This window comes from Candidatus Cryosericum hinesii (assembly GCF_003570985.1).
Lineage (GTDB): Bacteria > Caldisericota > Caldisericia > Cryosericales > Cryosericaceae > Cryosericum > Cryosericum hinesii.
The window spans coordinates 1-4,496 of sequence record NZ_QXIW01000008.1 but is presented as its reverse complement, the minus strand read 5'-3'; the positions used below and the strand labels follow the sequence as shown (position 1 = coordinate 4,496).

The 4,496-nt window shown below is 61.3% G+C and carries 3 protein-coding genes and 1 pseudogene; 3 read left to right on the top strand and 1 reads right to left on the bottom strand.

All coding sequences use genetic code 11. From position 1 onward, the window contains the following. The 3 genes from SMC3_RS01575 to SMC3_RS09520 all read left to right on the top strand — a co-directional run. Positions 1-309: LemA family protein (locus SMC3_RS01575; RefSeq protein WP_207799617.1), on the top strand; the 309-nt coding region annotated here is incomplete at its 5' end. Positions 310-337: 28 nt separating this feature from the next. Next, on the top strand, positions 338-2,320 hold the full coding sequence (locus SMC3_RS09525) for a DUF2207 domain-containing protein (protein WP_207799616.1): 1,983 nt from the start codon (positions 338-340) through the stop codon (positions 2,318-2,320). A 79-nt stretch (positions 2,321-2,399) separates the two neighbouring features. After that, positions 2,400-4,148: a DUF2207 domain-containing protein gene (locus tag SMC3_RS09520; RefSeq protein WP_207799615.1), complete on the top strand. Its 1,749-nt coding sequence runs from the start codon at positions 2,400-2,402 to the stop codon at positions 4,146-4,148. A gap of 75 nt (positions 4,149-4,223) precedes the next feature. On the opposite strand, the pseudogene SMC3_RS09330 reads toward SMC3_RS09520, so the two are convergent. Further along, a pseudogene (locus SMC3_RS09330) lies at positions 4,224-4,496 on the bottom strand (aromatic ring-hydroxylating dioxygenase subunit alpha); the annotation flags it as partial.

Genomic DNA, 4,496 nt, shown 5'->3' with positions numbered 1-4,496 from the left:
GACAAGGCCGCGGCTGAGAATCAGCTGAATGGCACACTGAAGACCCTGTTCGCTGTTGCAGAAGCTTACCCTGAACTCAAGGCCAACACCAACTTCCTCGACCTGCAGGCGAAGCTTGCAGACCTGGAGGACCAGATCCAGATGGCCCGCCGGTACTACAACGGCACGGTGCGGGACTACAACATCATGTGCGAGACATTCCCATCCGTCTTCGTCGCAAGCATGTTCGGCTTCAAGAAAGCTGAGTTCTTCGAGCTTGCTGGCGCCGAGGAACGCGAAGCACCAAAGGTCTCGTTCGACAACAAGTAGCAGTCCATTCATGAATCAGGTGCCGGCCATGAGGAAACTCGCCTGCACTGTTCTCATGCTGATGGCAGCCCTCATGCTCCTGTCCCCCGTGGGCAGGGCAGGGGCTGCCGAAGCGGAGCGCATCCTGTCGTTCGACAGCGTCGTCACTGTCCATACGGACTCAACGATGACCGTCCAGGAGACCATTCGGTTCGTCTCGGCAGGCATCAGCATCCAGCATGGCCTGTACCGTGACTTTCCCACCACCTACACGAACCCGGGGCGTGCGCCCGTGCGGGTCGCCTTCCAGGTCCTCGGCCTCATGCAGGACGGTGCGACCGAACCATGGCACTCGGTTCGACAGACGAACGGCGTCCGGGTGTATTTCGGGTCCAGTTCGGCAGACTTGGAACCTGGCGAGCACACGTACGTTTTCACGTACTCCTCTGACCGTCAGCTCGGGTTCTTCGCCGACCATGACGAGCTGTTCTGGAACGTGACGGGAAATGGCTGGGAGTATCCCATCGAACACGCCGGCTGCACCGTCGTCCTGCCCGGAACCGCGTGGCAACAGATCACCGGACTCACCGCCTATACCGGCCCCCAGGGTGCAACAGGCACAGACTACGTGATGTCACGCGACACCAGCGGGAACCCTGTCTTCACGACGACAGCTCCGCTGGCCCAATTCGAAGGGCTGAGCGTCGTCGTCGGATGGCCGAAAGGGTTCGTGGTTCCACCATCGTCGCTCCAGACCCTGCGATGGTGGCTCCGGGACAACCGTTCGGTCGGTGTTGCCGTAATCGCACTCCTCTGCCTCCTGTTGTACTACCTGCTCACCTGGCTGCGCGTCGGCCGCGACCCCCGGCCTGGCACCATCATCCCGCAGTTTGTGCCACCCGAGGGACTCAGCCCTGCTGCAATCCGGTACCTGCGGCTCATGAGGCCCGACATCAAGGGGCTGACAGCCGCGATAACGGGGCTTGCAGTCAAGGGTGCGCTGGTCATCTCACAGGATGAGGACGGTTCCTTCGCCGTCGACACCACCGGCTCGGTACCAGCCGGCCTGCTCCCCGACGAGGCCGAACTCCTGCAGGAACTGTTCGAAGGCCGCTCGAAGACGCGGCTTGTCTTCAGGCAGAGTGCACATGACCGCGTTCAGGCTGTCCGCAAGGCCCTTGAGCAGGCACTGCGATCGATGTACGGCAAGGGGTACTTCGTCACGAACCTCCGCTACGCGGCGACCGGGGTCGCCCTCTCTATCGCAGGCGTCGTCGCTGCCGGCCTGCTGGGCACGACGCAGCCCGAGAGGATTTTCGGGTTTCTGTTCATGTCTGTCTGGCTGTCGGTATGGACGTTCGGGGTCGCAGCGCTTGTTACGCAGGTCGCCGCGTCGTGGCGCGGACGATCGGCAAATACGTCGGGAAAACGCACCTTCAGCCTTGGGAGTTCTGTCGGTCTCACGCTCTTCGCGGTGCCGTTCCTGCTGGGCGAACTCATCGGAACGATCGCGTTTGTTGTAATAGCGGGGCCTCTGCTCCTGGCATTGATTTTCGTGACCGCCGCAATAGACGTAGTTTTCTTCCGTCTCTTGCGAGCCTATACCCCGAAGGGGCGGGGTCTCCTGGACCAGATCGATGGATTCCGACTGTATCTCAGCGTCGCCGAGAAGGACCGCATGAACATGTTGACTCCAGTCGACCACACGCCTGAAACGTTCGAACGGTATTTGCCCTATGCGCTGGCCCTCGACGTCGAACAACAGTGGAGCGAGAGCTTTGCCGACGTCCTGGAGCGCACTGACGCATCTGGTCAACCGTCCTACCAGCCCGTGTGGTTCTCTGGCGAAACCTGGCGCTCGACCGGCTTTTCGACGCTCGGCTCGTCGCTTTCGGGAGCGTTCGCGTCCTCGATTGCTGCTTCGTCGGTGGCTCCAGGAAAGAGCTCCGGGTTCGGCGGGGGTGGAGGGAGTAGTGGTGGTGGAGGCGGCTCCGGAGGCGGGGGTGGTGGTGGAGGAGGTGGGGGCTGGTAACCGTCCGCCGTGCACCGCTGGAGTATTGCCCTCAACTGCGCTATGTTATTTGATGAATCAAGAAGCTAAAGGAGTACACATGAGAAAGCGTAGACTGCTGACCCTGACCATCGTGCTGGCGATTGCAATCCTCCTGTCCGTCCCGGGACTGGCCTTGGCCGAACAGGAGCGCATCACCAGTTTCGGCAGCGCAATCACTGTCAACCAGGATGGATCGATGCGAGTCGAGAACACCATCAAGGCCATCGTGACCGGCGATCAGATCCAGCATGGCATCTACTATGACTTCCCGACCATCTATGCCAACGCACGCACAGGCGGCCGTCTTGTCATCGACTTCCACGTCCTGGGGGTCCAGCGCGACGGACAGACCGAGCTGTACACGGTGGAGAACCTGGCCAATGGCAAACGCGTGAAGATCGGAAGTGCTGACACCCTCATCGACCCCGGCGAACACACCTGGGTAGTACGGTTCAGCGTCGACCGCGAACTGGGCTACTTCACCGACCACGACGAACTGTACTGGAACGTGACCGGCAACGGCTGGGTCTTCCCCATCGAGCGCGCATCGGCAACCATCACGCTCCCCACAGGCGCCGCCGCGCACATTACGGGGCTGCAGGCCTATACTGGTGCATCCGGTTCGACGGCAAGCGCCGTGACAATAACACAGACCGCCGATGGGACTCCGACTTTCGTCACAACCTCAGTCCTCAACCCCGGTGAAGGCCTGACCATCGTGGTCGGGTGGCCCAAGGGATACGTGACTCCGCCAAATGCTGTAACTCGGCTGGGCTGGTTCTTTCGTGACAACAGCGCCCTTATCGCAGGTCTTCTCGGCGTGCTGCTCGTCTTCCTGTACTATATGGTCATGTGGTATCGTCACGGCAATGACCCCAAACGTGGCACGATCTTCGCACTCTTTGCGCCTCCCGAAGGGATGTCGCCTGGAGGCGCCCGGTACCTGTCACGCATGGCCCACGATAGCAAAGCGTTCACCGCTGCGCTGATCGACATGGCGGTCAAGCGGTACATCAGCATTCATCAGGATCGCCACAAATACTGGATCGAGCGGGACACTGCTCCTGATTCCGTCCTGTCCGACGATGAGCTCGCTCTTGCCGGATCCCTTATCGGAACCAGCGCACGCGTGGACTTTGAACAGGCGCACGCAGAGGAGATCCAGCGAGCGATCCTCGCCAGCCAGAAACCCCTGGAAGCGGACTACCAGCCGAGGTTCTTCGTGAGCAATACGGGGTACCTCCTGACCGGAATCCTGCTCTCCGTCGGGGTGGCGGCGCTCACCTTCTTCGTTTCCACCAGCAGGACTGCGTCGCAATTCGTCGCTCCGGTCGTTGTCGGGATCGTGCTGGTTGTCATGGCCGTGGTCTTCGGCTCCACGCTGAAATCGTACACGCAGGAAGGCCGGAAGGTGGTGGACGAGGTCACGGGGTTTAAGATGTACCTGTCGGTGACCGAGAAGGACCGCATGAACTTGCTCAACCCACCTGATCGGACTCCCGAGATATTCGAGAAGTACCTGCCGTTTGCCCTGGCGCTGGACGTCGAGCAGCGCTGGTCGGAGCAGTTTGCAAGCGTGTTCGCTCACATGGCCGCGGAGGGACGGTCCTACGCGCCCGTCTGGTACTACGGAGCCTACTGGAACCCAGCCAATCCAGCCGCGTTCGCGAGCAGCATCGGTACCGGGTTCAGCAACGCCATCAGCGCTTCAGCAGTGGCGCCCGGCACCAAGTCGGGTTTCGGCGGCAGGGGTGGCGGCGGGTTCAGCGGTGGAGGTGGAGGTGGAGGTGGAGGCGGCGGCTGGTAGAGCCCTGCCTCTCGCAGATGTGCCACAAGGATGGCCCTGGGATAATGTCCCAGGGCCATCCTGATTCCATTGCGTTCAAACTGTCGGAGCTTGTGCCTCCTTCTGGAGCTGCTCACGGCGCCTGCGGTAGAGAACGATCGGCAGGTCACCCTGGATGAGCTTCTCCCCGCCGTTCAGGCTGCTGACGAATGGTCGCTGAGTCTGCACGACACGACGGTCCTGGTGCGCGATGGTGATGTCCGCCAGCCCGGTCAGCAGGTCGAACAGTTGCCGGATGACAGGAAACCTGCCAAAGTTTCGGTAGAAGCGCAGGTACAGGATGCTGTGCTGTTCGTCGACGCACACGAA